The sequence below is a fragment of the Flavobacterium notoginsengisoli genome, assembly GCF_042686225.1.
Lineage (GTDB): Bacteria > Bacteroidota > Bacteroidia > Flavobacteriales > Flavobacteriaceae > Flavobacterium > Flavobacterium notoginsengisoli.
Window position 1 is genome coordinate 1166996 of the sequence record NZ_JBHUOT010000001.1, and the last position, 26098, is coordinate 1193093.

Sequence of the window (26098 nt, forward strand, 5' to 3'; positions counted from 1 at the left end):
GAAATATATGAATGGTAATTTTAAAAGAAATTTACTAATTAGCTCACTCGTTTCGTTACTTGTACTCACTATTAGTTCTGTTGCTTCTTTTATTAGTATTAAAAGTTTACTAAGCAGTAATTTTTGGGTAAACCATACCCAGGATGTAATTTATAATTTAAACGAAGGTTCGGCAATTATCACTGAAGCCCAAACCAGCATGCGAGGGTATCTCCTTACAGGCGATGAACAGTTCGTAGATCGTTTTAACGATTCTGAAGCCAAATCGAATAATTATTTTGATAAACTGGATGAACTTACATCTGACAATCCTTCTCAGAGAAAAATGCTTGATGAACTAAGATCTAAACGATCTGGTTTCTTTAAATACCTGAACAATCAAATCGTAAAAAAGCGTTTAAGCAAAGAAACGTTGATTTTTGATTTGAATGAAGGCCGAAATATGATGAATGAGATAAAGGCAATCATCAAAAAAGTCGAAAATACAGAGCAGAAACTTTTAGAAGAACGTAATGCCAATTCAGAACGTTATGGGACTTACAGTTTAATTCTGATTATTATCGCTTTCTTTATTGCGTTTATTATTTCGATTGTGTTCCTGATTAGAATTCTCAAAGATTACAATGAAAGATCAGCATTACAACGTGAGCTTGAAAGAAAAGACAAAGAAATTGCAGAAAGATTAGAAGTTATCGGTGGAATTGCCATCCAGATTTCAAAAGGCAATTACGATGTTCAGATTGATGACCGAAAAGCCGATACACTGGGAACTTTAGGAGAATCGATTCATGAAATGAGGGATTCTTTAAAAACCTCTTTTGAACTTTTATCTCAAAAAGAGTGGCTCCAAACAGGTGTTGCATCTTTAAATGATAAAATGCTGGGCGAAAAGACAATTCAGAAACTGGCAAAAGATGTCATCGAATTTTTGTGTCAATACACCAACAGCAGTGCTGGGGTTTTATATGTTATAGATGGCGAAGAACTTACTGTTACAGGAGGATATAGTTATATACCGAGCAAAAACAGAGAAAGAATCAAAAAAGGAGAAGGACTTATTGGGCAGGCTATTGTTTCCGGAAAAATGCTGGAATTAAAATCACTTTCTCCAGACGATATACAGATCAATTATGTTTTGGGTGAAATTAAACCAACTCATGTTGTGGCACTTCCGTTAACAGATTTCAAAGTAGAAGGTGCCGTAGAATTAGCCAGTATTTATGGCTTCTCTGTATTGCAACTGGAGTTTTTAAACATTGTTTCCAATAATATTGGAATTGCTTTAAAAGCAACTCAAAATCGTAAACGAGTGATGGAATTGCTGGAAGAAACCAAATCGCAGTCAGAAGAGCTTCAAATTCAGCACAGCGAACTGGAAGCTATCAATGCAGAATTGGAAGCACAAACCGAAAAATTACAGGCATCTGAAGAAGAACTTCGCGTACAGCAGGAAGAATTAGAACAAACCAACGAAGAACTTTCAGAAAGAAGTGTTTTATTAGAAGAAAAAAATACTGAAATTCAGAAAAAATCAGAAGCTCTGGAATTAACAACACGTTACAAATCAGAGTTTTTGGCGAATATGTCGCACGAATTAAGAACACCGTTAAATTCGATTTTATTATTGAGCCGTTTGTTGTCTGAAAACAACAACAAAAACATGAACAATGAAGAAATTGAGTTTGCAAAAGTAATTCAGAGTTCAGGAAACAGTTTATTGGGATTAATTGATGAAATCCTTGATTTGTCTAAGATTGAAGCGGGTAAAATGGATCTGGAATTCCTGGATGTTTCAACTAAAGAAATTACAGACAACCTGCATAATTTATTTTATTTAGTAGCGAAAGAAAAAGGAATCAACTTTGAAATCATTGCTAAAGATGCTCCAATTGTCATTAAAACAGATAAAATGCGTTTGGAGCAAATTCTGAAAAACCTGATTTCAAACGCCATTAAGTTTACAGAAAGTGGAACTGTTTCCCTTGAAATCAAAGTAGATACAGACGATGATAAAATAATCTGTTTTATTGTAAAAGATACGGGAATTGGAATTCCGATTGAAAAACAACCATTAATTTTTGAAGCTTTCCAACAGGCCGATGGTTCAACGAAACGTAAATATGGCGGAACTGGTTTGGGATTGTCAATCAGTCGTGAATTAGCCAAATTATTAAGAGGAGAAATCATCCTGCATAGTAAAGTAAATGAAGGAAGTACTTTTACTTTATGTCTTCCGGTTTTAGGGTTTGCCATCAATAAAGTTTCAGTGAACAAAATTCCGCATGTCGAAGAAATTGAAGTTGAAACTGAAAACGAAGAAGCAAGACCAAAATACATCAGTGAAGTAATTCCTGCAGAAATTGAAGACGACCGTGATTCTATTGTAGAAGGCGATAAAGTGATTCTGATTGTAGAAGACGATATCAATTTCGCAAAATCATTACTGGCTTTTACGCAGAAAAAGGGATACAAAGGAGTAGTAGCCGTAAGAGGAGATTATGCCCTTAATTTTGCCCTGATTTACAGACCAATCGGAATTTTACTGGATATCGAACTTCCGGTTAAAAGTGGCTGGCAGGTTTTAGAAGAATTAAAAAATCATACACATACCAAGCATATTTCGGTTCACATTATGTCTTCGCATAAACTGAAACAGGAAAGTTTGTTAAAAGGAGCTGTAGATTTCTTAGACAAACCAGTTGCATTCGATAAAATTCCGGATGTTTTTAAACGTATCGAACACATTATTAATAAAGAATCTCAAAAGGTTTTAATTATTGAAGATAATCCACAGCATGCCAAAGCGTTGGCTTATTTTCTGGAAACGTATAATATCAATTCAGAAATAAAAAGCGATGTTTCAGAAGGATTATCTGTTCTGACAGACAAGGATGTAGACTGTGTAATTCTTGACATGGGAATTCCGGACAAACAAGCTTACGAAATTCTGGATGGCGTAAAGAAAAGTCCGGGATTAGAAAATCTTCCGGTAATCGTATTTACAGGAAAAAGTTTGTCTATTAAAGAAGAATTGAAGATTAAAAAATATGCCGATTCTATTATTGTAAAAACCGCACATTCGTACCAAAGAATGCTCGATGAGGTTTCGCTTTTCCTTCATTTGGTAGAAAACAAAAAAGAAGGAAACGGTAAAAAAGAGAGTACTAAAAAACTGAATTCTTTAAATAATATTTTGTTTGAGAAAAAAGTATTGATTGTGGATGATGACGTTCGTAATATTTATTCGCTTTCTAAAGCTTTAGAAGCGTTTAAAATGAATGTTATTACTGCATTTGACGGTAAAGAGGCGATTAAAATTCTGGACGAAAATCCTGATACAGATGTTGTATTATTAGATATGATGATGCCAAACATGGACGGTTACGAAACTGCTGAAAAGATAAGAGCTAATCCTAAATTCCTTAACTTAGCAGTAATTGCCGTAACAGCCAAAGCAATGACAGGAGACAGGGAAAAATGTATTAAGGCGGGAGCTTCAGATTACATTACAAAACCGGTAGATGTCGATCAGTTGTTATCATTGCTTCGAGTTTGGTTATACGATAAAATCTAATCTTTAAAAATACTGTAAATGGAAAAGAAAAAGGTATTGATTGTGGATGATGATTCCAGAAATATCTTTGCATTAGTAAACACTTTAAAGGCTAGATCTTTTGAGTGTTTATCTTGTTTAAGTGCAGAAGAGGCTTTAAAAATATTAAAAAATGACAGTTCGATTGATGCTGTTTTAATGGATATGATGATGCCGGAAATGGACGGTTATGAAGCCATTCCGCTTATAAAGGCTATTCCGTCACAAGAGAATACATTTGTCGTTGCCGTAACGGCACAGGCAATGACAGGAGATAGAGAAAAATGTTTAGAGGCTGGAGCAGATGCATACATCTCAAAACCCGTAGATGTTGATAAATTACTTCAAATCCTGGGAGAAATTTAAATGAATTATGATTGAAGATATTGAACTAGAAACGCTTATAAATGAAGTTTACGAATATTATGGTTTTGATTTTGGAAGCTATTCCAGAGCTTCACTTAAAAGGCGCGTAAATAGGGTTTTCTATTTAGAAGGTTTTAAGCATTTTCATGAGTTTTTATCAAAAGTCAGAACAGACGAGGAGTATTGCAAAAGAATGATTGATGAGATTACGGTAAACGTGACAGAAATGTTCCGTGATCCGTCTTTTTATCTCACACTTCGAAAAGAAATTCTGCCCTTGTTAGGAACCAAACCTTTTATCAGAATCTGGCATGCCGGATGTTCTACAGGCGAAGAAGTCTATTCGATGGCCATCATGCTTAAAGAATTAGGATTGCTGCATAAATCGATATTGTATGCAACAGATATCAATGCCACTGTTTTAGAAACGGCAAAAAGTGGTATTTTTCCATTAAGAATGATAAAGGATTACGCCGATAATTACCGTGATTCCGGCGGGCAGGAAGATTTTTCCGATTATTACATTGCCAATTATGGTTTTGCCAAATTCAACGAAAGCCTTTCTGAAAAAATGGTTTTCTCACAGCATAATCTGGTTTCAGATACTTCTTTTAATGAGTTTGATCTTATTATGTGTCGCAATGTCCTAATTTATTTTGATAATAATCTACAGAAAAGAGTTATAAATCTTTTTGATGATAGTCTGGCCATGCTTGGTTTTATAGCACTTGGAACAAAAGAAACAATAAAGTATTCTATCTCTCCAACCAAATACAAACAGTTTGATAAAGAGAAAATATGGAGGAAAATAAAATAATAAAATATTGTAAAGTAGTTATAATCGGCGGTTCGGCGGGGAGTTTACAGGCATTATTAAACATTTTGCCTTTTGTAGAAAATCCTATTTCTTTTGCCATTGTAATTGTGGTGCACAGAAAAAACTCAGACGAACAAACCTTAGAAGACTTAATAGCCTTAAGATCAAAAGTAGATGTAAAAGAAGTTGAAGATAAAGTGGCCTTAAAAACAGGGTTTATTTATATTGCACCTTCCAACTATCATTTGCTGTTTGAAAAAGACGAAACCCTTTCGTTGGACACTTCAGAGAAAATAAATTACAGCAGACCAAGCATAGACGTTTCTTTCGAATCGGCTGCGGAGATATATGGCTCAGAATTAATTGGAATATTATTGTCCGGATCTAACTCTGATGGAACCGTTGGAATAAAAGCTATTAAGCAAGCAGGAGGAACAACTGTGGTTCAAAATCCGCTTTCAGCAGAAATGTCTTTCATGCCGAATAATGCAATTTTACATGCCTCACCAGATTTTATTTTGAAGACAGAAGAAATTCTTGAATTTTTAAAAGGAATAAATCAGGAAACTGCTTAGAGAATTTTATTTTTTAAACACATAGAAACATAGATTTTCTTTGTCTAAAAGGCGTTTCACTTGCATTAATATATATAGAGCTATGTGTTAGAAACTAGTTTCTTTCTTGTTCTCTTTTGTAAAAACAAAAATCTATGTTTCTATGTGTTTACAAATAGATCGAAAGTATATAGCACAAACTATTTTATTTCTCATCTTCAGGCAGAATAACTTTATTTATTTCAGCTTCTTTTTCAGCTCTTTTTTGTGCTGCTTTTCCTTTTCCAATAGGAATTCCGGCAGTCAAGTACAAAGATCTGTTATAGACATTTGGCCCATCTCCTTTCATCACAGGAACTAATCCGTAGTAATATTGAATAGTAATATTTAAACCGTTACCGACATTCATATGATATCCTGTTCCCAGAGCAATTCCGGCATCAATCACACGAATTTCGTCTCTTATCTTTTTCTTGTACGTAACATCATTTTTATTGATTTCATTTGAAAATTCATCAAAGGCAGAAGCCAAAAGTCCTAATTGCGGGCCTGTTTTAACGTAAATTCTGTTTTTAAATTGATATTTAATTAAAATCGGAACATTAAAATATCGAATTTCTCTGTTCACAGTCCCGCCTTCAAAAGTATTATCGAGATTTTCATCTTCTAAAGAATAAACAGGAATATGTCTTGCACCCATTGGAGATTTAACAATAACTCCGGTATTAATCATCCAAGCGGGATTTTTTTTGGATCGGATATCAAAATAAAAGCCAAGATTAAAACCCGGATTCATTCCAGAACTTTCCAGATTCGAAATATCCGAAAGATTAAGTCCGCCTTCCAGACCAAATTCTAAAAAAGGCGAATTGAGTTTGTCTCCAAAAATCAGGGATATCAAAACCTGAGATTTCGCCTGATTCATACAAAAGAAAGCGAGAAGTATGAATAAACCTTTTTTCATAAGAATGGGTTTAAAGTCCAAAGCGATATTGGAGACCTCCTAAAAACTGTGTACGACTGCCCAGGAAACCAGCTTCAAATCGAAACATGATATGTTTATTGTATTGATACTGTGTCCCCATGATAAAGTTCCACATATCTTTTGGCGCTTTTTGTAAAGAATATTGCACAGTCGAATTATCAGCTGTACTTAATGCCCCATCTAAATGTGTTAAAAAAGTTCCGGCTCGGTCTAAGGCACGATTTGCCGTTTCATGTTTTGCTTTATTTACAGGATTTGCCTGTTGTGCAGGAGTCAAACCGTTCCACCAATTGTCAACTTTGGTTTGATTTTCATCTACTTTTGCCAATCCGTTATCTACTTTTTGCTGGGCATTACTGAGGTCAAAAATATCAGATAGGGGAATGTTTCCGTTTGTATCTCCGGAAATATGAACCCTAAAACCGCCAACCCAAACCGCAATATTTTGATCTTTTTTATGAAGTTTAAAAGTTTTACCTAATCTTGGTCCAAAAACATACGAAAAAGCAGGTTTATCCAATGAACTAATATCTGTCCATGCCATATTCATGTCTAGTGCCAGCCAGCCGCCGCCAATTCCAATTGTCGGTGTCATACCCAAACCAAAAGTAGTGGCATTAAAATTAGCTTTTGTGCTAAAAGAAGCGACCTGAGACCAATTATTGTCAGCGTCAGGAACCCAGATTCCGGCGTTAATTTTAGTTGCTGTGTTGGCTTTGCCAAAGATTCCATAAATATTTAAAAAAGGCAGTAACCATATATCAGGTCGAATAGTAAGAGCGCCCGCTTCGACAGAAGATTTATCAAAACGAACGATCTCGTCCAGATTAAACATTGGACTGTTATTAAAACCGACTTCCAAATTACTGATATTGATTTGAGAATCCTGCCAAAAATAATTGATGGATAATCCGGCAGAGTAAGGAAGTTTGTAGCCCTTTTGAGCCACTTTTTCTCCCCAGATAGGCAGTGCATATGGGTATTCTTCTACTTTTAAACTGTCTTTTAATTGCTGATTTTTTTCTCCTACGATTTTGTCGGTGTAGACCTGACCAAAAAAAGGAACACTAAATAATAAGAAAAAGGCTGATATTAGTTTATTACATTTCATTGACTAGAGTGTTTAATTGTTAAATAAAACTGCTTGAAATAATGATGTACTAATGTATTCTGAAGGAATTTCGGCTTGTCTTTTACTTTTTTGGAGTGTAGAATATGTGGTAATTAGTGTTAAAGTTAACTAAAAATTCTTTTGTGGCGTCTAAAATTTTAATAAATGTAGTTAACAATCAGTTGATTATGTTTTTTTTGAAAAGGGAAACAATAAATTATTATTTTTACACTCATGAAATGGATAGCAATTGTAATGTCAATTTATTTGATGGCACTTTCAAATATGCCTTGCGCAGATATGGAAGTGAACAGTGCTATGCATAAAACAGCACAGTTTGCCTCAGAAGACAATCATTCGCATGATAAAGACAATGATTTGTGTTCGCCATTTTGTGCTTGCAATTGTTGTGGTGCTCAGGTTTTAAGTTATCAGACTCCTGTAAACTTTGAGTTTCCTATGTCTTACAATCTTATTTCAATTCCTTTACCAACTTACCAATCTGTTTTTATTTCCGATTTCTACGGAAGTATTTGGCAGCCCCCTCAAATAGTATAATGATTACCCGATTAGTTTCGGGTTAGAGAGTTGTGGACATTCCACATGTTTACAGACAATTTAGTTGTCTCATTTCTCATGTCATTATATATTTCAAATGCTAGATAAAATCATTCAGTTTAGTATACGAAACAAATTCGTTATACTATTATTTACCCTTGTGCTTATTGCCTGGGGAAGCTATTCGCTTAAAAAATTACCACTTGATGCTCTTCCGGATGTAACCAATAATCAGGTTCAGATTATTACTACTGCGCCAACTTTGGCAAGTCAGGAAGTGGAACAGTTAATTACGTATCCACTGGAACGCGCTGTAAAAACAGTCCCGGATATTATTGAACTTCGCAGTATTTCGCGTTTTGGATTATCAGTTGTTACCGTTGTTTTTGAAGACGATGTTGATATTTACTGGGCGCGGGAACAGATTTTCCAGCGTTTAAAACAAGCCGAAGAAAATATTCCCGATTACGTTAATTCTCCCGAATTAGCGCCTATTACAACTGGTTTGGGCGAAATTTATCAATATGATGTTTATGCCAAAAAAGGCTATGAAAACAAATACAGTGCGGTCGAATTAAGAACGATTCAGGATTGGATTATTATTCCGCAATTGCAGGGAATTCGTGGTATTGCTGATGTAAGTACTTGGGGCGGAAAACTAAAACAATACGAAATCGCCGTAAACCCCAATATGCTGAACAGTTTGGGTGTCACCATAACCGAAATTTTTGATGCTTTAGAAAAAAACAATCAAAATACAGGTGGTGCTTATATTGAGAAAGATCAGTACACTTATTTTATCCGCGGTGTCGGAATGGCAAAAGGTGTAAAAGATCTTGAAAATGTCGTAGTAAAAAATCGAAATGGTTCTCCGGTTTTGGTTCGTAATGTGGCGCAGGTTCGTGAGGGCGTGGCATTGCGTTACGGGGCTTCTACCAAAGACGGAAAAGGAGAAATCGTTTCTGGAATGGTTTTAATGTTGAAAGGAGAAAATTCCAGCGCTGTTGTAAAAAGAGTGCACGAAAAAATGGAACAAATAAACAAAAGCCTTCCAGAAGGCGTGGTTGCCGAAGCGTTTATTGATAGAGGAAAACTCGTTGATAATTCGATCAAAACGGTAGCAAAGAACCTTTTAGAAGGAGCTTTAATTGTGATTTTTGTGCTGATTTTATTTTTAGGAAACCTTCGTGCGGGATTAATCGTTGCTTCGGTTATTCCTCTGGCGATGCTGTTTGCTGTTATTTTAATGAATGCCTTTGGCGTAAGTGGCAATCTAATGAGTCTCGGAGCAATAGATTTCGGGATCATAGTCGATGGCGCCGTGATTATTGTAGAAGCCACGATGCATCATCTGCAGAAAATCAAAAATAAAAAAGAGCTTACTCAGGAAGAGATGGACGATGAAGTCTATAACTCGGCTTCAAAAATTAGAAACAGTGCTGCTTTTGGAGAAATTATTATTCTAATTGTCTATCTGCCGATTCTGGCTTTAATTGGAACAGAAGGAAAAATGTTTAAACCGATGGCGATGACAGTTGGATTTGCCATTATTGGCGCTTTTATTCTTTCTCTGACTTATATTCCAATGATGAGTGCTATGTTTCTTTCCAAAAAAACAGAACACAAAGAAAACTTTAGCGATCGAATGATTGCATGGCTTGAAGGCAAATACACGCCTTTGTTGAATAAAGCTTTAGCGTTTAAAAAAGTTGTACTTGCAGCTGCAATCGGATTATTTGCTTTGGCTTTTATTATTTTTCAAAATATGGGAGGCGAATTCATTCCAACCATTGAAGAAGGCGATTTAGCTATCAACGCTACAATTATGACGGGAAGTTCGCTTTCGCAGATGGTCGAAACTACGACGAAATACGAACAGATTTTAAAAGCGAAATTCCCAGAAATTAAAACGATTGTAACCAAAATAGGAAGCGGCGAAATCCCAACCGATCCAATGCCAATTGAAAGCGGGGATTTGATTATTGTTCTCAAAGACAAAAAAGAATGGAAAGGCAAATATCACAATTGGGAAGAATTGGCCAACGCCATGAAAGAAGAAATGGAAGTAATTCCAGGAGCCAATATTGAGATTTCTCAACCTATTCAAATGCGTTTTAACGAATTAATGACAGGAAGCCGGTCTGATATTGCTATTAAAATTTTTGGTGACGATTTGGAAATCCTGGACGCCAAAGCGACAGAATTAATTTCAAAAATAAAAGGAATCGATGGCATCGGAGATTTAAAAGCCGATAAAGTCACAGGTTTACCACAGATTACAGTTAAATACGATTACGACAAAATCGCCCTTTACGGATTGAATATTTCCGATATCAATCAAATTATCCGTTCATCATTTGCCGGAGAAAGTGCCGGAAAAATTTATGACGAAAGCAAAAGGTTTGATGTTGTTGTAAGAATGGATGAAAACAATCGTGCTGATATTACCGATGTAAGCAATTTGTTTATTCCGCTTCCAAATGGTCAGCAGGTACCGCTTTCGCAAGTAGCTTCTGTGGATTACGAACAAGGTCCGGTGCAGGTCATCCGCGAAGACGGAAAACGTAGAATCACTGTTGGTTTAAATGTCCGCGGAAGAGATATTAAAAGTGTGGTGGAAGAAATTCAGCAAAAACTGGATCAAAGTTTTAAACTTCCGGCGGGCTATTATGTGACGTACGGCGGACAGTTTGAAAATTTAATTGAAGCTTCCAAAAGACTTTCGGTTGCTTTGCCAATTGCGTTAGGACTGATTTTGGTCTTATTGTATTTTACTTTCAAAAGCGTCAAACAAGCATTGCTAATTTTTACAGCGATTCCGTTATCGGCGATTGGGGGTGTTTTTGCGCTTTCGCTGAGAGGAATGCCGTTTAGTATTTCGGCAGGAATTGGATTTATCGCGCTGTTCGGAATTGCAGTTCTCAACGGAATTGTATTGATTTCTTATTTCAATCAATTGAAAACGGAAGGAGTTTCAGATCCGTTTCAAAGAATCATTATCGGAACCAAAACGAGATTGCGTCCGGTTTTAATGACAGCTGCTGTTGCTTCATTAGGATTTTTGCCAATGGCATTATCTACAAGCGGCGGGGCAGAAGTACAAAAACCTCTAGCAACCGTAGTAATCGGCGGTTTAGTCTCAGCCACTTTATTAACCTTAATCGTTTTACCGATTTTGTATTTAATGCTGGAGAAGTTTAACCGCAAAGATCTAATTAGAAAATTAGAAAATGAGAACATTAGATAATATTTTACTGCGTGTAGAAAATAAATTTCTCTCGCAGATTTGGCAGATCTGGCAGATGATTTAGAAAGAATCAAAAAAATCTGCTCAATCTGCCAAATCTGCGAGAGATAAAATTTAAAAGAAAATGAAAAAATTATTATATAAATCAAGAAAGTTAACCTTTGCGAACTTCGCGCTTCCTTTGCGAACTTTGCGGTTAAGTGAAATCCTATTGGCAAATAAAGTTTTATGGTTAAGCATATTCCTATTGGCAACCACAACAACATTTGCACAAACCAAAATATCGTTAGAAAAAGCAATAGAATTAGCCAAATCAAACAACATCGACTTAAAAATAGCCGATAAAGAAATCGAGAAACAAACTGTTCTCAAAAAAGCCGCTTTCCAGCCCGATCCACTTCAGGTGCAGTATCAGGGCGGTCAGTTCAATAGTGTCGATTTTGATCATAATGTTTCCGTACAGCAGTTTTTTCCGTTAGGCAATATCACAAAAGCCAACAGACAATTACAAGAAGAATTGGCAAAATTGGCCGAAAAAAGAAAAGCTTTATCATCTTATGAAATAGAAAAAGCGGTAACATTAGCCTATTACCAATATCTGTACGGCGTTTCGATCCAGAAATTAAACTCGGAACTGAATGATATTTACACTAAATTTTTAAAGAATGCCGAGCTCCGATTCAAAACAGGAGAAAGTGGGAATATCGAAGTGATTTCTGCGAAAGCAAAAGTCAAAGAAATTGAAACACAGAAAGAACAATTAAATTATGATTTAGCAATTTATCAAAAACAGCTTCAGTTTTTTATTCAGACCAATGAGAATATTGTTCCAGATCAAAACACAGCATTGCAATATGTTTTGGTCCAAAATCAACAAAACTCGAAAGCAGAGAATTTGATAACTGAGCTTTATCAACAGCAGGTTTCGGTTTATCAGAAAGAGGCAAGAACATTCAAAGCGTTGCGGACACCAAAAGTTGGTTTAGGCTATTTTGCCCAAACAATAAATACCGAATCGTTGTTTCAAGGATTTACGGCAGGATTACAGATTCCGTTGTTTGGAGGAGTGAATACAACGAAAGCCAAAGCGGCAGAAATTGGTATTTCGCAATCGCAGCTGGCTTTAGATAAAAATAAAATGATCTTAAATCTGCAAAAAGAAGAATTGCAAAACAACTTCAAAAAACAGCAGAAAAACCTGGATTATTATCAAAACGAAGGAGTGCAATATGCAAATCAAATTATAGAAACAGCACAGAAAAGCTATGCCAATGGCGATATGAGTTATTGGTCATACATCAGTTTTTTGAATCAGGCAATTGATATTAAAAAACAATATGCAGAAGCTACTCACAACTACAATCAAAGTGCCATCGAACTCCAATTCCCAACCATCAAAAACAATTAATCATGAAAAATATATTTAGTAGTAGAGATTTAACCGCAAAGAACGCTAAGGTAAAGCGCAATCCCGATAGCTATCGGGAGCAAAGTTTGATTTCCTTGCGTGCCCTGCGCTTTATCTTTGCGTGCCTTGCGGTTACTTTAACAAGCTGTAATGAAAAGAAAACTGAAGAACCCAAAGAAGAAGAAAAGTCAAGTACAGAAGTTGCTTTAACAGAATCGCAATACAAAACCGTAGGAATTGAAACAGGATTTGTAGAAGACAGAAATCTCAACAAAGTCATTAAAGCCAATGGTTATACTACAGTTCCTCCTCAAAATTCAGCTGAGGTTTCGACTTTAATTGGAGGTACAGTAAAGGATATATTTGTTTTGGAAGGAACTTATGTAAACAAAGGAAAAGTTTTGGCAACAATTCAAAATCTGGAAGTAATCGAAATGCAGGAAGAATATCAGTCGGCAACGGCTAATGTTGAATATTTGCAATTAGAATACAACCGTCAAAAAACATTAAGCGACGAAAATGTAAATCCAAGAAAGATATTTCAGGAAGTAAAAGCCAAATTGGCGGCGGAAAGAGCCCGTGCTCAGGCAGCAAAAAACAAATTAGATGCACTGCATGTTGGAGCAAAAGGAAGTTCGTCTTTAGTTCCTATTGTTGCACCAATAAACGGTTATGTAGGGAAAATTAATATTGCCAAAGGTGCTTTTGCCAATACAGGAGTTTCTTTGTTTGAAGTGGTAGACAACAGTCAGATGCATTTGGATTTGAATGTATATGAAAAAGATTTAGGTTCTATTTCTGTAGGTCAGGTAATTGATTTTGTTCTTACAAATCAATCCAATAAATCGATTAAAGGAAAGATTTTCGGAATCAATAAATCATTTTCTAATGAAAGTAAAACCGTTGCAGTACACGCCAAAATTGATCCAGCCGATGCCAAAGGTCTGATTCCGGGAATGTATGTTTCTGCAAATATTAATATCACCAATGCAACAGTTCCGGCACTTCCAAAAGATGCCGTGGTCAAAAATGCCGATAAATACTTTGTTTTTGTTCAGGAAGAAAGACATGCCGAGGAAAAACACGAACATGAAGCAGACGAAAAAGAAGAAGCTCACGAAAAAGAAATTCACTTTAAAGCAGTTGAAGTAATGCCTGGAACAACGGATTTAGGTTTTACTGAAATTAAGTTTATAGAGAAGATTGATTCTAATGCTAAAATAGTTACTAAAGGCGCTTTCTATTTATTGTCTGCGATGAAAGGCGGAGGGGAACATACTCATTAAGAAGTGGTTTTGCCACGAAGACGCTGAGACTCTAAGTTTTTTTTATAAATTTTAGTAAAAGAATCTCGCAAAGACACGAAGGCACAAAGTTTTTTACATACAGAATAAACGAAATATTTCTCATTTCTCCGGTGTCAAGATGACATAAAATGAGAAAAAATTTTGCGCCTCTGCGACTTTGCGAGAAACCTTCAATCTAACTTAAAAAAAACTTAGGGTCTTGGTGTCTTTCTGGCAATAAACTTTACCACAAAATGCTTAAATTTAGAGCATATTTAAATAAAGTTTAAACTTGTAACTTGAAACAAACAAAACTTGAAACTTTCCCATGATACATCAAGATAAAGAAGTAAAAAATATAAAAAATAAACCCAAACCATCCTGTTGCTGTTCACATGATGAACCTGTGCATACAGAAAGTGACGGACATGACCACGAAGGACATGATCACGAACACAATACAGAAGGCAGTTTGTTTCAACTGTTTCTGCCGTCTATAATATCCTTTGTTTTACTGTTAATCGGAATTGCTTTTGATAATTATTTTCCTCAAAATTGGTTTACTGGAATTGTTAGAATTGCTTGGTATGCAATTGCGTATCTTCCTGTTGGTTTACCTGTTTTAAAAGAAGCTTATGAAAGTATTGTAAAAGGCGATGTTTTCTCTGAGTTTTTCTTAATGTGTATTGCCACAATCGGTGCATTTGCGATTGGAGAATATCCGGAAGGAGTTGCTGTTATGCTGTTTTATACTATTGGCGAAACCTTTCAGGGAATGGCAGTCAGCAGAGCGAAATCGAGTATCAAAGGATTACTGGATCAACGTCCGGATGAGGTAAATATTCTGGAAAATAATATTGCTGTAAAAGCTAAGGCAAAAGACGTTCAGATTGGAGCAATTGTACAGCTTAAGGCAGGAGAAAAACTAGCTTTGGATGGCGAATTATTATCAGATTCTGCTTCGTTTAATACCGCGGCTTTAACGGGGGAAAGTAAACCTGACACCAAGAAAAAAGGGGAAACCGTTTTGGCCGGAATGATAAATGGAAACACCATCGCAGAAGTAAAAGTTACTACTGCTTATAACGACAGTAAATTGTCTAAAATTTTGGAATTGGTTCAAAATGCCACGACCAAAAAAGCACCTGCAGAATTGTTCATTCGAAAATTTGCTAAAATTTATACACCAATTGTGGTATATCTGGCAATTGCTATTTGTTTGGTACCGATGCTTTTTGTCGATAATTATGTTTTTTCAGACTGGCTCTACAGAGCTTTGGTTTTTCTGGTAATTTCTTGTCCTTGCGCATTGGTTATTAGTATTCCGTTAGGTTATTTTGGTGGAATAGGTGCTGCCAGTAAAAATGGTATTTTGTTTAAGGGTAGTAATTTTTTGGACAGTATTTCTACAATTCAGAATGTTGTGGTCGACAAAACAGGAACTATGACAGAAGGAGTTTTTAAGGTTCAGGAAGTTATTATAAAACCCGAATTTGATAAAGATGAGATTCTAAAATTGGTTAATGCTTTAGAAAGCAGAAGTACACACCCTGTTGCCACTGCAATTCATAATCATGTAGGGGCAATTGATCCTTCTATTGAATTAAAAAATGTAGAAGAAATTTCAGGGCATGGATTAAAAGCTGTTTTTAATGAAAAAGAACTGTTTGTTGGCAACTTCAAATTGCTTGATAAATTCAATATTTCATATGATATTGATCCTTCAACAATAGTTTATACTACAATTGCTATTGCGTACGATGGAAAGTTTGCGGGTTATTTAACCATTGCAGATGAAATTAAAGAAGATGCTAAAGAAACAGTTGCTAAACTAAAATCTTTAGGTGTAAAACTGACCATGTTAAGTGGTGATAAAACAAATGTCGTTCAGTTTGTAGCTGATAAACTCGGAATCACAAAAGCGTTTGGAGATTTACTTCCTGAAGATAAAGTCAATAAAGTAAACGAAATTAAAGCGCAGAACGAAACTATTGCTTTTGTGGGCGATGGTGTAAACGATGCACCGGTAATTGCCTTAAGTACCGTCGGAATTGCAATGGGAGGTTTAGGAAGCGATGCTGCAATCGAAACTGCCGACGTTGTCATTCAGGACGATAAACCAAGCAAAATTGCAATGGCGATTAATATTGGAAAACAAACCAAAAAAATCGTGTGGCAAAATATTACTTTGGCTTTTGTTGTCAAAGCTTTTGTTTTAATTCTTGGCGCTGGAGGACTTGCCACAATGTGGGAAGCTGTTTTTGCGGATGTTGGTGTGGCGTTGTTGGCGATTTTGAATGCGGTTAGAATTCAGAAAATGAAGTTTTAGTTTAAAAAATAAGAAAGCCCAATTCAAATAAATGAATTGCGCTTTACTTTATCCAATTTGATTTACTTTTTCAAATGTTTCTGCTCCTGAATTTCGCCATTTCCAAAAGACCAATTTTCAAGGCCATTATTCTCCAACAGAATAATAATAACATTATTGATTAAAATTGAAGTAGTTGAAGCAATCCTTGTCGCAATTTGATGATATAATCTCTTCTTTTGCTCCAGAGTTCTTCCTTGTCCTGCCGTTATTTGAACATAAATAATCTCATCTGAATGTGAAATTTCCAGATAACTTTCAGGATATTTTATCTGGTGGGCTTCCAGTTCTTCAATCACATGAAAATAATCGGCTGCGGGAATATTAAATTCCTGAATTAAAGACTGATGAATGGATTCTGAAATATTGTTTTTGGTTTCCAGCGAAAGTTTTTTCGGCAGACTAATACGTACAAATGGCATTTTAAGTATTTTTTTAATTATTTATTTAACGAGGATGAGGTTTTTTATAAAAATAAGAAATTTTAAAATTGAAGATAAACAACACTTCCGTTATTTTCTAAGCTAATCTCTGTTTTATTACTCTCAGAAGGTGTTTGGGTCGGATACCAATTTCGATTGGGTCTTACCATAATCAATAAACCTTCATCGTCGCCAATTGCAGCAAAAGCTTCACTATTTGTATTTTTAGAGAAAAAGTTTAAATCATATTTAGAGATCAATTCATTTCCTAATTCCAACGGATTTTCATTTACAATTCCGATTTCGCTTATATTTAAAATAGATTTAGAACTGAATGTTTCTGTTTCCGAATTATGCAAATCATGTCTGGCAATGAACTCTAATAAATTACCGTTGTTATCATAAAAATAGATAGCATGTGCATTCCAGTTCTCAAAATTCGTTATGACATTTTGATTTTCAATTACAATTAAATCGGTTTTGTTACGACACCATTGAATTGCTTCAGCCAGTTTGTTTTCGGGGATATTAAAGGCAAAATGATAAATAGATTTGAAGCCCGGTTCTTCAATGAATTTTAAAATGGAATTTCCTGCCTTTATACTAACAGAATTGGTCGTTTTTTCTATAATAGAAAGTTCCAGGATGTCTTGATAAAAAGCAGTTGTTTTTTGAATATTGCTGGTCTGAATTTGGATTTTTTCTAATTTCATAATGCTTATTTTTTTTAGAAGAATTAATGCTTCTGCTTGTTTTAAACAAATTTAAAAAATGAAGTCTTTCTTGGGATTGTTAGAGTATTCTAAGCTTCAATAAAAGTATAATGAAAAAGTATTGAAGAATTGTTCTTTATAAATAAAAAAGCCCTTTTCAAAAATGAAAAGAGCTTATAAGATTTGCAAAATTGTTGGGGCAAAATACAAATCAGTTTTTTTTAGCTTTTTGTTTATGATAATTATTTTTAAGTTCTATAATCTCTGGATTATTAGTGAAAGCAAATAACAACAATTGTTTTGAAGGCATAGTGTTAAGTTCTTCTTTTTTAAATTTTAAGAACAATTTATTTCTAAGCTCTTGAATTTCAGATGCTACTTTCGGATCATTATTTTGAAAAAGTTCCTGAAGCCTATAAGGCATTTTTACATTCAACTTTTTTGCTAATTCCAAAACCTCATTTTCGCTCATCCAGATATGATGACCAACTCTTTTCCACTGATAATTGATTCTGTTTTCTGAAATTCTCACAGCATCCCAATCTTTAAACTCGGCCATCAAAACGACTCCAAGTGAGTCTTTGTATTTATTTATTCTTTCAGGATAGAATTTGTAATCAATAACCGTTTTTTCGTAAATCTCTTTGGGGATTTTAATCTTAAAATTTTTATCAAGGTATTTGTAATTATAATTTAAAAAATCAATCTTTCTGAGAGAATCAATTTTTGCATCTCTTTTTTCAAGCATTTCTTTGGTTATTTCTTGTGAAAACGAAGTGTTGCAAATTAAAAAAAGAACAATGATAAGGTGTAATGATTTCATAATGAGATATTCAAATTAATAATTCTATAAAATGACTTTCTTTTTTGCTAAAGAAAATACCAGTGGCACCGAAACAATAAAAGGGAATAAAAATGAAAAAACGATTAATAAATAAGGATTTCTAAACTTGTCTTTATTCTTTAAAACATAATAAACAGTTAGGGCTGTCAAGATTATATGCAATAAAAAAGCGATCTGATATAAGTATAAACTGACTGTGAATTTATCTGCTAATTTTTCCATAAATAATTGATTTAATTCGGTTTATATTTTACTTCGGCATTTCTGGATAAATGATTCTTCTTGTCGGAGTGCTTAAAGTTTCAATAAATGCTAATAAATCGCCCATTTCTTCCTTACTTAAATTCAATTTTTTTAGCATCGGATCTGATTTTGGAATTAAAGAATCTCTTGCTGTTCCAAGATATTTTTTCTGAACAGGAGATGGATTTCCTAAATTGTATAATTCCACAACATCCAATAGAGTTGGGAAATGCCCATGATGCATCCAAGGTTTTGTATTTACCACTTCGCGAAGTGTCGGCGTTCTAAATTTCCCAATATCTTTTACGTCTTTAGTAACATTATAACGTCCGAAATCTTCGTTTTTGGTTCCGAATAAAGTCTGTCCGTCATTATGAAACTGATTATCACTGAAATATGGTGTATTATGACAGTTGATGCATTGCGCTTTAGTTCTAAACAAATGAAGACCTTTTACTTGTTGATCGGTATAAATCTCTGATTTTCCGCTTACAAACTGGTCAAATTTACTTTTTGGACTGTTGATCGATCTTTCGAAAGTTGCAATGGCGTATTGTATTCGTTCTAAAGTCACTTTTTTATCGCCAAAAGCAGCTGTAAATAAAGAATTATAACCTTTAATCTTAGCAATTTTATCAACGGCAATCGTCAGCTTTTCATTCATTTCTAAAGGATCTGCAACGGGAAACTGTGCCTGATCTTCAAGACTGGAAGCACGTCCATCCCAAAATAGGGAAGTGGCATACGCCGAATTTAAAATCGTCATCGAATTTCGTTTTCCCGTCTGGCGATCGTGCCCAAACGAACGTGTCAAATTATCTGTCCAGCCCAATTCCGGATTGTGACAGGAAGCGCATGCAATTTGGCCGCTTCGTGATAATCTGGGATCAAAAAACAAGATTTTTCCCAAACTCTCTTTTTCTTTTGAATAGGGATTATAAGCAGGATATGGCACAGCAGGAAGTACACCAATATCCTGAAATTTAGATTTATCAATACTTTCATGTAATTCCGCAGCAGGCCATTTTGAGGAATCTCCGCCGGAATACAATTTTCGTAATTCCTGAATATCATTATAATCAGGACCTTCGGCTGTCTTATAAGCCGAGAATCCTAACAGGAATAGGAGTGGGAAGATTAGTTTTTTCAATTCTTTTTGTTTTTTTGTTTTTGTTTTTTTGATTTGTTTGTTTCAGGTTTCAGGTTTCACGTTCAGTTGCGACTTGAAACCTGAAACTTGAAACCTTTTTACACTCCAAAAGCTTTGTCAAAGTTTAAAACTTTGACAAAGCTTGAAAAGTTAAAGATTACCAGTGTTCTGAAAACTGCGACTGAATACTAAATTCTGATCACTGAACACTAAATTTAAAGCGAAACTTCTTTAGGACACGGAATGCTTAAAGCAGCTGGCTTTGGATAAGTTCTATTGTTATACATTCTATATTGTGTAGAAACTGTTCCTCCAAACAGTTTATCATTGGTTAGTTTTAATTCAAATGAAATTTCATATAAACCGGCACTTATTTCTTTGTATGTTCCATCACCTGAAATCGCAATCTGATACGTGTTTGTGGCGCTAGATCCGATTGTTATGTCTTGTGGAATTACCAAAACAGTTCCCTGAGTTTTACTGTTTCCGTTTGCAGGGAAAAACTCTAGGGCAGATGTAATATTAAATCCTGGAGATACGGCAGCCGAATTACTTTCGTTAGAAAACCATCTTTTTAAACCAAAAGAATTTACTGTATTGGTTCCAGTGGCAACATTGAAACCAATTTTGAAAGCATCATGATACACATCATCATTTGGATTTGTTGTTCCTTTATCGCTGTAAAGAATAGCATTTGGATCATCTTTTGTTACAACAACCGGGAAAGTTAAAGCGTTGAAAGTCATCCATGCACAGTTTGTGTTATTGTTAAACCAATGTTCACCATAAGTCAAATAAAAGGCATTTGTAGGATCCGTAAATTTTGATGCTGGATATGCCTGAATATCTCTTGACGTTTTTATTGGTTTTACAATGGTTAAAGCGATAGTTCCGGTAGCATTATAATTTGGAATATTTACCAATGTAATTTTTGATTCAAAACGGGCATCATCATTCTGGATGTCTTCTAAAAGCGTCAAATGATAAGTTATAGAACTTCTGTTATCTCCATAATCATCGTGAGTTAAGGAATATTCAAATCCATTTTGAAATTTAAAAATAGAAGCTTTTTCAATTTCAGAAGGAAAAAATCCGTTAGGGAAATTTACTTTAAAATCAACTGTTTCACCAACTTCGCCTTTTACAAGAATTTGGTTTGTTGGAAAAGTATAATTGGTTGTAATCGCTGCCAAGTCAATTTTAAAAGTATCGTTTGGATATTGTGTGTTTCGATTTCCAATATGAACTTCAGGATCTGAGACCGTTTCTAATTTTAAAGTAATGCTTTGATTTGCTGTCCATCTTTTATCAAAAGAAACAGCAATAGTATCGGTCAGTTTAGTTCCCTGAAAAGTTAGCTGATTTACAGGATTTACTGTAAAACTTTCTGTATCTCCGGTTGATGAAACTGCACTAAAATTGGCTGTAACTGTATTGTTTAAATTACGGGTTGTTAGAGCGACTGGTATTTTCAACGTTTTTATCGAAGTATTTACATAATTTGACTTAGGAGTCAAACTTCCGTTTACAGCTGGGTATTCTAATGGAACATTATTGCTGTTTGCCAAAAAGTTAAATCGTAAATAAGGATCGATTTCAGAACCAAGTCTATAATCTTCTTTTGAGCATGAAGTTAATAATACTCCAATAAACAATATACTTAATATCTTAATACGAGTCATTTTGTTTTAAATTAGGGTTAGCATTAGTGTTATAGGTTGGGATTGGAAGCACAAATTTTAAAGAAGGATAGGAGATACCGCAGACAGTGGAAATACAGCCTTCATTTCTCGAAACATTCTTATGATTGCGCTTAAGGTCAAAAAATAAATGTCCTTCAAAACAAAGCTCTTTTCTTCTTTCCAAAAGAATATTTTCTTTAAGATTGGCTGTGCTAGTCAATAAAGTTGCATTGGCACGGGCTCTAATTGTATTAATATCTGCCATTGCAATAGCTGCTCTGTTTGTTTCTAAAGCGGCTTCTGCACGAATTAAATACATTTCACTAAGTCTGAAAGCGACATAGCCAGCGTTGTTCTGGAATTTTTTAGTAAAATTATAATTTACAGGAATAGTTAATCCGTTTACAGAAGTTGATAATGATTGTGTAAGAAATAATTGTTTTCTTATATCTGTATTTTCATAAAGATTGATGATGTCATCTGAAGCAACATAGCTACCATAAATAGATGCAGAAGTGTATCCAAAATTATTTGCCATTGATGTTCCAACCGCACCTTCAGAATCTTTTGGAACCGAAAATTCTAATAAAATTTCAGATATAGGAAGATTTGGTTTTTCCCATTCTGCAAGATAATTTTCTTTGGTAACCAATTGAACACCCGAATTTGTAATGACATCATTTGCTGTTTCGTATGCATTTGTCCAGTCATTTTTGTTCAAATAAACTCTGGCAAGTAACGCCTTAGCACTATTAACATTAAAATAAGAATATTCAGGACCACCAAGTACCAAAGTTGAATAATTAGGAATAGCCTCTTTCAAATCATTTATGATTAAATTATATGTATTAGCAACAGTCTCTCTTGCCGGATACTGAATTCCGGCCTTGATTGATTTAGTGTTATACACAATTCCTAAGTGAGAAGCATCTGGAGTGTAGCTGTAATCCTGGCTGTAAACGAGTGCAACAAGAAAATGTGCGTAAGCTCTAATCGTTTGAGCCTCTGCCATCAGTTGCTTTTTTTCCGCTTCGGTAGCATCTTTTAATAAAGGGGTATATTCTAAAATTAAGTTTGCCTGATTAATTATATCATAACTGTCATCATAAAATGACAGGTAATCGCTAGTTTGTGCTAAGTCATCAAAATTGTAAACTTTTGCCACATTTCTAAATGGTACAACCAGTCTTGAACCTGAAACCGAAGGTGTAAATTTTATATTTCCTCCCTGTAAATCAGCATAAACTGCATAACGATCACTTCTTACATTGGCTTCAACTTCTGAATAAAGTCCGGTTAGAGCAGTAATTACTCCTTGTTTATTTTGCAATAACTCATCAATAGAAGTTTTTGTTCCTGGTTCCTGCTCCAAAAAATCACTACAGCTTTGTAATGAAAAAATCAGGAAAAATAATGGGATGTATTTTAAATATTTCATTTCGTTAAAATTTTGCATTAACTCCAAGCGAGATTGTTCTTGCCTGAGGATAGATAAAACTGTATTCTCGTATTCCGTTCATTCCTTTCGGACTTTTTGATTTGTACCAATATGCCACATTAGAAGCATCTGCAAAAACATAAAGAGTATCCAAAAAAGTATTTTTTAACGGTACTTTATAACTTAGGTTGATATTGCTGATTCTCATATAAGTTCCATCATAAACATATTTGCTTAAGTTTGGAATAATAGGAGCAGCCGTAGCAGCAGGCTGAGAAACAATATCTCCGGGATTTCTCCAACGATCTGCAACATTTACAGATAAATTTCTATTGAAAGTATTAGAATATTTGTCAATATATACATCAGAGATAAATACATCACCTCCCAATTGAAAGTCTCCTCTAACAGACAATGTCAGGTTATTATAAAAGGTAAAGTTGTTATAAAAACCTCCGTAAGCATCTGCCTGTGTGTCTCCAATAGGTTCCCAGTCCGCAATGGTATGACTATCATTATAAGATTTAGTATCGTAAATCTGCCCATCTTTTTGTACAAGATCTCTTCCCGTTGCAGGATCAACACCAACCCATTTTACTCCCCATAAAGTAGTTGTGCTGTAACCTACTTTTTGTGCCAAAGCGATATTTCCTAATGCATAATCACTTCCTAAACCTTTTAATTCAGTTACTTTACTATCTACAGTAGAAATATTAAATGTTGTTGTCCATTTAAAAGGTTCGCTCTTTATCCATTTAATTCTGGTAGTAAGCTCAAAACCTTTGTTGTACATGCTTGAAGCATTTAATTGTACAAAGCCATATCCCGTTTCTGTTGGAACATCTCTTGTTGTAATCAAATCACTTTTATTGTCATAATAATACTCCAGAGTTAATTCAATTCTTTTGAAGATATTAAAATCAAATCCGACATTAAATTTGGTGTTTTTCTCCCAGCTTAAATGACCGTTTGGAGCTTCAAGTGTAGTGGCTTCGATATAACCGTTATAACCGTTTTGTCTAACATTGTATATACCTTTAGATCTGTAAGAACCAATTCGGGAGTTTCCGGTCGAACCGTAACTTACTTTAAATTTTAAGAAATCAATCCAGGAACTTGACTGTAAGAAATTTTCATTACTGGTAATCCAGCTTAAACCTGCACCTCCGTTTAAAGCAACATTAGTATCATCTCCAAAAACAGAACTTTCGTCACGTCTTAAATTGGCTAGAATGTAATAACGTTTCTTAAAGTTGTAGTTTACTTGAGATAAGAATGAAACTCTGGAATTGTAACTTATTTCACTTCTAAAAGTTTGATTATTAGCATCTGATATTTTGTTGATTAGATTTGGATTAACAAACCCTACGCCGGATTTATAATTAAAATCTGTTTTATCTTCAGATAATTCAAAACCTGCAATACCATCAATTTCATGGTTTTCATTTAATTGCTTATTAAATAAAACTTGTCCCTGCCAGTTCCATTTGGTAGAATTTCTTTGATTTAGAAGTCTTCGCCCCCATGCAGGATATGCAATCCCGTCCAGGTTAAAAGTGCCACCAAACTGACCGCTTTCGTTAGCTCCGGAAAAGTATCGATCTTGCTCTTTGTCTGTGTAATCTATTCCGAAAAGAGTAGAAAACTTAACCGCTTTACTTAATTGATACGATAAGTTTAAACTTCCAAAAATTCCAAAAGTTTCTGCTTGATTTTTATTTTGTTCGATAGCAGCAAGCGGATTTCCTCTTGTAATACCACTTGCTCCTAAATCGGCATAAGAGCCATCTGCATTGTAAGCAGCGAGAGTGGGTAAATAAGCAAAAGAAGCAAAGATATTTGGATTGTTTTTTTGTACATAACTTGGGTTCAGCATTAAATTTGCGCTCCATTTACCTGAGTTATACCCCAAATTGATTCCTGCGTTTAACTGTTTAGTATCATTACCCAATTGAGGTTCGTCAATTTTTAAATAACTAACATTTGTTCTGTATGAAAATTTAGAAGTGGAACCAGAAACATTAAAATTATATTTATTAAAAATTCCGGCTCTGTTCAAAATCTCAAACCAATCTGTATTAATTCCATTGTAAGCAATAGGTACATAACTTGTTGTGGTATTTTTTTGGTACTCATTTCTAAGCTCGGTAAATTGCTCACCGTTTAGATATTTAATTCTGTTGATTGCAGATGAAATTCCCAGCTGATTGGAGAAACCAAATTGCGTTTTTCCTTTTTTTCCTTTTTTAGTTGTAATTAAGATAACGCCATTTGCTCCGTCAGCACCGTAAATACCTACTGCTGCGGCATCTTTTAAAACAGAAATAGTTTCTATATTTTCCGGAGCAATTTTCATTAACGGATTGCCTAAATTTTCAACAGCATCTCCTCTTCCATCAAAATCGGCGCTATCAATTGCAAATTCTTCACTCATCACAACACCATCAACAATTATTAATGGTTGTGAAGAAGTTCCTGTAATTGCGCCTGTTAAAGATGATAATGTTCCCTGACCACGTACATTAATCTTAACCGGACCTCCAACTCCAGATGTATTTTCAACCATAACCCCTGCAATTTGTCCTGTGATCATTTTATCAAAACTTTCAGAAGCTTGTTCTACCGCAATATCTTTGGCTTGTAAAGTCGAAATACTTCCCACAATTTCTTCTTTTAGTTTTGTTGTACCATAAGAAGATGTAATTACAACAGGATTCAGCTCATCAGTAACTTCCTGAAGATAAAAAACAAAATCTTTTTTGTAACCAGCTATTTGTGTTTGGGTTTCCATTCCTAAGAAACCAACTTCAAGAATCTGATCTTTGATGTTATTTCCTTTTAGTTCATAAGCAAACTTTCCGTTATAGTCAGTTATAGCGCCCATTCCGGTTCCTTTAATGCGGATTGTTGCTCCGGGAAGAGGCTGTCTGTCGTTTGCGCTGTAAACGGTTCCTTTTATAATTCGTTCCGTTTCCTGAACATCCGAAGTGGATTTTTCGACAGGTGTAGCATCGGTTAATAAAACTTGCTTTTTCTGAATGTAATAGGAGATGTTTGTGCCTTTTAGTAACTTTTTTAAAGTCATTTCTAAAGTTGCATTCTCTACATCAATATCCGCTAACTGTTCTGCATCTATTTTTTTAGCGTTATAAATGATTCTAAAATCAGTCTGCGCTTCAATCGATTTGATAATTTGGCTTATAGGTTTGTTTTTGACATGTAAAGTAATGGTTTTGTTTTGCGCAAAACCTTTAAAACTGGATATAAGGAGGGCTAAGAAAAACAGAATTTTTCTTAAGTTATTGGGTATCATT

19 protein-coding genes are annotated in these 26098 nt (G+C 34.7%); 9 read left to right on the forward strand and 10 right to left on the reverse strand.

The annotated features are described in order from the left end of the window. The first annotated feature begins 7 nt into the window (after window positions 1-7). Genes ACFS3A_RS04960 through ACFS3A_RS04975 form a run of 4 tightly spaced genes read left to right on the forward strand, consistent with a single transcriptional unit; the run spans window position 8 to window position 5350 of the window. Window positions 8-3574: a response regulator gene (locus ACFS3A_RS04960; protein WP_379824279.1), complete on the forward strand. Its 3567-nt coding sequence runs from the start codon at window positions 8-10 to the stop codon at window positions 3572-3574. 18 nt (window positions 3575-3592) lie between these two features. Next, complete coding sequence (locus ACFS3A_RS04965) at window positions 3593-3958, forward strand: response regulator (protein WP_109192962.1); 366 nt, start codon at window positions 3593-3595, stop codon at window positions 3956-3958. Between the two features lie 7 nt (window positions 3959-3965). Further along, on the forward strand, window positions 3966-4775 hold the full coding sequence (locus ACFS3A_RS04970) for a CheR family methyltransferase (RefSeq protein WP_379824281.1): 810 nt from the start codon (window positions 3966-3968) through the stop codon (window positions 4773-4775). After that, the gene (locus tag ACFS3A_RS04975) at window positions 4757-5350 is read left to right on the forward strand and encodes a chemotaxis protein CheB (RefSeq protein WP_379824283.1); all 594 of its coding nucleotides are present in this window, start codon (window positions 4757-4759) and stop codon (window positions 5348-5350) included. Before ACFS3A_RS04970 ends, ACFS3A_RS04975 begins: the two co-directional genes overlap by 19 nt. Window positions 5351-5534: 184 nt before the next feature. On the opposite strand, the gene ACFS3A_RS04980 is transcribed toward ACFS3A_RS04975, so the two are convergent. Together ACFS3A_RS04980 and ACFS3A_RS04985 are read right to left on the reverse strand one after the other, a co-directional pair. Then, entirely contained in the window at window positions 5535-6293 is a 759-nt protein-coding gene (locus ACFS3A_RS04980) for a porin family protein (RefSeq protein ID WP_379824284.1), read from the reverse strand. Window positions 6294-6303: 10 nt separating this feature from the next. After that, on the reverse strand, window positions 6304-7425 hold the full coding sequence (locus tag ACFS3A_RS04985; protein ID WP_379824286.1) for a hypothetical protein: 1122 nt from the start codon (window positions 7423-7425) through the stop codon (window positions 6304-6306). 234 nt (window positions 7426-7659) lie between these two features. Here ACFS3A_RS04985 and ACFS3A_RS04990 point away from each other — a divergent pair, with 234 nt between their 5' ends. From ACFS3A_RS04990 to ACFS3A_RS05010, 5 genes are all read left to right on the forward strand, one after another. Continuing rightward, window positions 7660-7983 (forward strand): DUF6660 family protein, encoded by a 324-nt coding sequence (locus tag ACFS3A_RS04990; protein ID WP_379824288.1) that lies wholly within the window; start codon window positions 7660-7662, stop codon window positions 7981-7983. Window positions 7984-8080: 97 nt separating this feature from the next. Next, window positions 8081-11230: an efflux RND transporter permease subunit gene (locus ACFS3A_RS04995; protein ID WP_379824290.1), complete on the forward strand. Its 3150-nt coding sequence runs from the start codon at window positions 8081-8083 to the stop codon at window positions 11228-11230. 124 nt (window positions 11231-11354) lie between these two features. Beyond that, window positions 11355-12638, forward strand: coding sequence for a TolC family protein (locus tag ACFS3A_RS05000; RefSeq protein WP_379824292.1), 1284 nt, complete (start codon window positions 11355-11357; stop codon window positions 12636-12638). A 2-nt stretch (window positions 12639-12640) separates the two neighbouring features. Continuing rightward, entirely contained in the window at window positions 12641-13924 is a 1284-nt protein-coding gene (locus ACFS3A_RS05005) for an efflux RND transporter periplasmic adaptor subunit (protein ID WP_379824294.1), read from the forward strand. A gap of 328 nt (window positions 13925-14252) precedes the next feature. Then, the gene (locus tag ACFS3A_RS05010; RefSeq protein WP_379824296.1) at window positions 14253-16253 is read left to right on the forward strand and encodes a heavy metal translocating P-type ATPase; all 2001 of its coding nucleotides are present in this window, start codon (window positions 14253-14255) and stop codon (window positions 16251-16253) included. A 62-nt stretch (window positions 16254-16315) separates the two neighbouring features. Here ACFS3A_RS05010 and ACFS3A_RS05015 read toward each other — a convergent pair whose 3' ends face one another. The 8 genes from ACFS3A_RS05015 to ACFS3A_RS05050 all read right to left on the reverse strand — a co-directional run bounded on the left by ACFS3A_RS05015 (window position 16316) and on the right by ACFS3A_RS05050 (window position 26097). Continuing rightward, window positions 16316-16714 carry a tautomerase family protein gene (locus tag ACFS3A_RS05015; RefSeq protein WP_379824298.1) on the reverse strand — a complete coding sequence of 133 codons (399 nt, stop codon included), beginning with the start codon at window positions 16712-16714 and terminating at the stop codon, window positions 16316-16318. Between the two features lie 62 nt (window positions 16715-16776). Beyond that, on the reverse strand, window positions 16777-17427 hold the full coding sequence (locus ACFS3A_RS05020; RefSeq protein ID WP_379824299.1) for a VOC family protein: 651 nt from the start codon (window positions 17425-17427) through the stop codon (window positions 16777-16779). Window positions 17428-17638: 211 nt separating this feature from the next. Further along, window positions 17639-18250, reverse strand: coding sequence for a hypothetical protein (locus ACFS3A_RS05025; RefSeq protein WP_379824301.1), 612 nt, complete (start codon window positions 18248-18250; stop codon window positions 17639-17641). 24 nt (window positions 18251-18274) lie between these two features. Continuing rightward, the gene (locus tag ACFS3A_RS05030) at window positions 18275-18493 is read right to left on the reverse strand and encodes a hypothetical protein (protein ID WP_379824303.1); all 219 of its coding nucleotides are present in this window, start codon (window positions 18491-18493) and stop codon (window positions 18275-18277) included. A gap of 28 nt (window positions 18494-18521) precedes the next feature. Continuing rightward, the gene (locus ACFS3A_RS05035; RefSeq protein WP_379824304.1) at window positions 18522-19664 is read right to left on the reverse strand and encodes a cytochrome-c peroxidase; all 1143 of its coding nucleotides are present in this window, start codon (window positions 19662-19664) and stop codon (window positions 18522-18524) included. A 215-nt stretch (window positions 19665-19879) separates the two neighbouring features. Then, window positions 19880-21346 carry a hypothetical protein gene (locus tag ACFS3A_RS05040; RefSeq protein ID WP_379824306.1) on the reverse strand — a complete coding sequence of 489 codons (1467 nt, stop codon included), beginning with the start codon at window positions 21344-21346 and terminating at the stop codon, window positions 19880-19882. After that, window positions 21333-22784 carry a RagB/SusD family nutrient uptake outer membrane protein gene (locus ACFS3A_RS05045; protein ID WP_379824308.1) on the reverse strand — a complete coding sequence of 484 codons (1452 nt, stop codon included), beginning with the start codon at window positions 22782-22784 and terminating at the stop codon, window positions 21333-21335. Before ACFS3A_RS05045 ends, ACFS3A_RS05040 begins: the two co-directional genes overlap by 14 nt. A 4-nt stretch (window positions 22785-22788) precedes the next feature. Further along, window positions 22789-26097 (reverse strand): SusC/RagA family TonB-linked outer membrane protein, encoded by a 3309-nt coding sequence (locus tag ACFS3A_RS05050; protein ID WP_379824309.1) that lies wholly within the window; start codon window positions 26095-26097, stop codon window positions 22789-22791. Window position 26098 lies beyond the last annotated feature (1 nt).